Genomic DNA, 2,013 nt, shown 5'->3' with positions numbered 1-2,013 from the left:
TACGAAGCGGCCTGTGTGGATATTCTAGCCGCTTTATCTAAGGGGAGGGCGTGACGTGGAGCGATATTGGGTGAGCAACGACGTACTGCTGAATCTCTCTGACCGTCTTGGTGAAGCCTTACCGAGGGATAAATTTACACCGATGGTCAAAGCTGCCGACGCCCAGGCGACCATTGCGGCGTTGCAGGCGCGGGTAAAGGAGTTGGAGGAATCTAGGGATGCGTGGAAGGCGTCCCAGGAATGCAGCGAAAAGGCGTATATGGAGCTGGTCAATCAAATCCCGGCAGAGCGGTTTGATTATGATCCTGTTAACGTAGCCTTATTGGATGGGGCTAAAGAGCAGGAGATAATCGGGCGAAAGCAGATTGCCGACCTGCAAGGTTTGCTGAAGCGGACCGATGAAAACCGAGAGCAATGGCGCAAATTATGCCAAGAAGCCCAATCCCAACTCACCCAACGCACGGCGGAGTGTGACGCGCTGAAGCTGGTCAATGACACGCACATGAAGACCGTCATGAAGCTATCCCATGTTGTGGAGCAACGCACGGCGGAACGTGATTGTGCGAGGCGGCGCGTGGATGAACTAGAGGCGCGTGAGGTTGATGTTGTCCTGTTGCGTGAGGATTTAGAGAAACGCACGGCGGAGCTGGAGGCGGCGATGCGTGAGGTTGATGTGTGGAAGGAGAAAGCCGAGTTACGTGGCAAAGAGGCATGTGCGCAACGAGCCGAGTTGGAGCGCGTGAGGGGGGAGCTTGCAGAGACCAAGGAAGAGGTTAAGTGCCTGGACGAGCAAGTGTCGGCGTTGAATCAGGGATGTCTAGAGTACGAACTGCTGCTCAAAGCCTTGCCGAGGATGGAGGGGGATGTTGAGGTCTATCATCATGAAAGCGGACTACGGCATAGTGTGGTAGCGAGGCCGGCGAATAAGTATTACTCGTCGTTCGATACGCCAGAAGAGGCCGGAGCCTACGCCGCTATCTTGAAGCACCGCCAGGGGATGGAGGGGTAGCATGGCACGCGAAATGACCACGCAGCTCGGGAAGATGACATTCGAGGATGTTCCGATAGGTAGCTGGGTAAGATTCTACCAATGCGGGGAATTGGTTATTGGGATAGTCCAATATCACGTTCCCAGCGGTCCGCTTGGCGATCCGTATGTTTATACCGATATAGGCAGCATAGGGCTTGAGTATATTATCGAGGTGCGCCAATGACCACGCAGGAGCGGGCGGCAGCGTTTGTGCAAGCGTGGATGAAGCAGTCCACATACACAACAGAATCGTTTATTAACGATGTTTTGGAGCACGATAAGGAAACCCGCCGAGCGGCGCTGCTGGAGGCGGCTCACAAGGTTAGAGATCGAGCTTTGCTCTGGCGTTCTCATGGCGGCGCAAAGGTAGGCTTCCCATACGGGCACCTAACGATTGAAGGCGAGTATGAATCAATGGCCGATGAGCTGGCCCGACTCGCCAGCGAGGGGGGATGAGATGAGCAAGTGCGCGACGAGCGGAGAACTGGCGTTTGTGTCGTTTGCGCTTGGCGTCCTGATTGTGCTTGCCGTGCAAATAATAATCGTGGCAATTAAGCAGAAGAAAAGTGATAAAGATTAACCGTACCGCTTCCTATGCCACATGAGATGGATCCATCCGATCGATTCGCCGGCGGATCGGATGCTACGTTTTTGGACCTGTCGCCCTTAAGGACATTTCGGGGCGCCTGGTCACGCGAGGATGAGATAGAGGGCGAGGGCCAGAATGGTTACCAGGACCAGCAGGGCCACGACCAGGATACGGCGGGCCCTGCTCCAGTAGCGTTCAAAGAGGTCGGCGGGGGTCATGGTCTCCTTGGGTAGCGATGCCGTGGCGTGTAGGGCCTCGGCGTGATGAGTTCCCGGCGGACTTGATGCCACAGGCTGGCGCCGGTGATGAGGACGAGGAGCCCCCAAAAGATCGGCGCGGCGTGGTGGATGAGCCAGACGATTACGGACATGGGTCGGCCTCCTTCCTCGGGACT

At 56.1% G+C, this 2,013-nt stretch carries 3 protein-coding genes; all 3 read left to right on the top strand.

Going from position 1 to position 2,013, the window contains the following annotated elements; genetic code table 11:
- Positions 1-55: 55 nt before the first annotated feature.
- Genes KF784_20125 through KF784_20115 form a run of 3 tightly spaced genes read left to right on the top strand, consistent with a single transcriptional unit; the run spans position 56 to position 1,486 of the window.
- Positions 56-1,009 (top strand): hypothetical protein, encoded by a 954-nt coding sequence (locus KF784_20125; GenBank protein ID MBX3121366.1) that lies wholly within the window; start codon positions 56-58, stop codon positions 1,007-1,009.
- A 1-nt stretch (position 1,010) separates the two neighbouring features.
- A complete protein-coding gene (locus KF784_20120) occupies positions 1,011-1,214 on the top strand; it encodes a hypothetical protein (GenBank protein MBX3121365.1) in 204 nt (67 codons plus the stop codon).
- Positions 1,211-1,486, top strand: a complete 276-nt coding sequence (locus tag KF784_20115) for a hypothetical protein (GenBank protein ID MBX3121364.1) — start codon at positions 1,211-1,213, stop codon at positions 1,484-1,486. The genes KF784_20120 and KF784_20115 overlap by 4 nt, the downstream gene beginning before the upstream one ends.
- Positions 1,487-2,013 lie beyond the last annotated feature (527 nt).

This window comes from Fimbriimonadaceae bacterium (genome assembly GCA_019638775.1).
Taxonomy (GTDB): Bacteria; Armatimonadota; Fimbriimonadia; order Fimbriimonadales; family Fimbriimonadaceae; genus JAHBTD01.
The sequence above is the reverse complement of the archived record's forward strand: the minus strand, read 5'-3'. Positions and strand labels throughout refer to the sequence as shown.

Coding starts and splice junctions, on each gene's coding strand:
- KF784_20120 (MBX3121365.1), top strand. CDS start 1,011: ATGGCACGCGAAATGACCACGCAGCTCGGGAAGATGACATTCGAGGAT.
- KF784_20115 (MBX3121364.1), top strand. CDS start 1,211: ATGACCACGCAGGAGCGGGCGGCAGCGTTTGTGCAAGCGTGGATGAAG.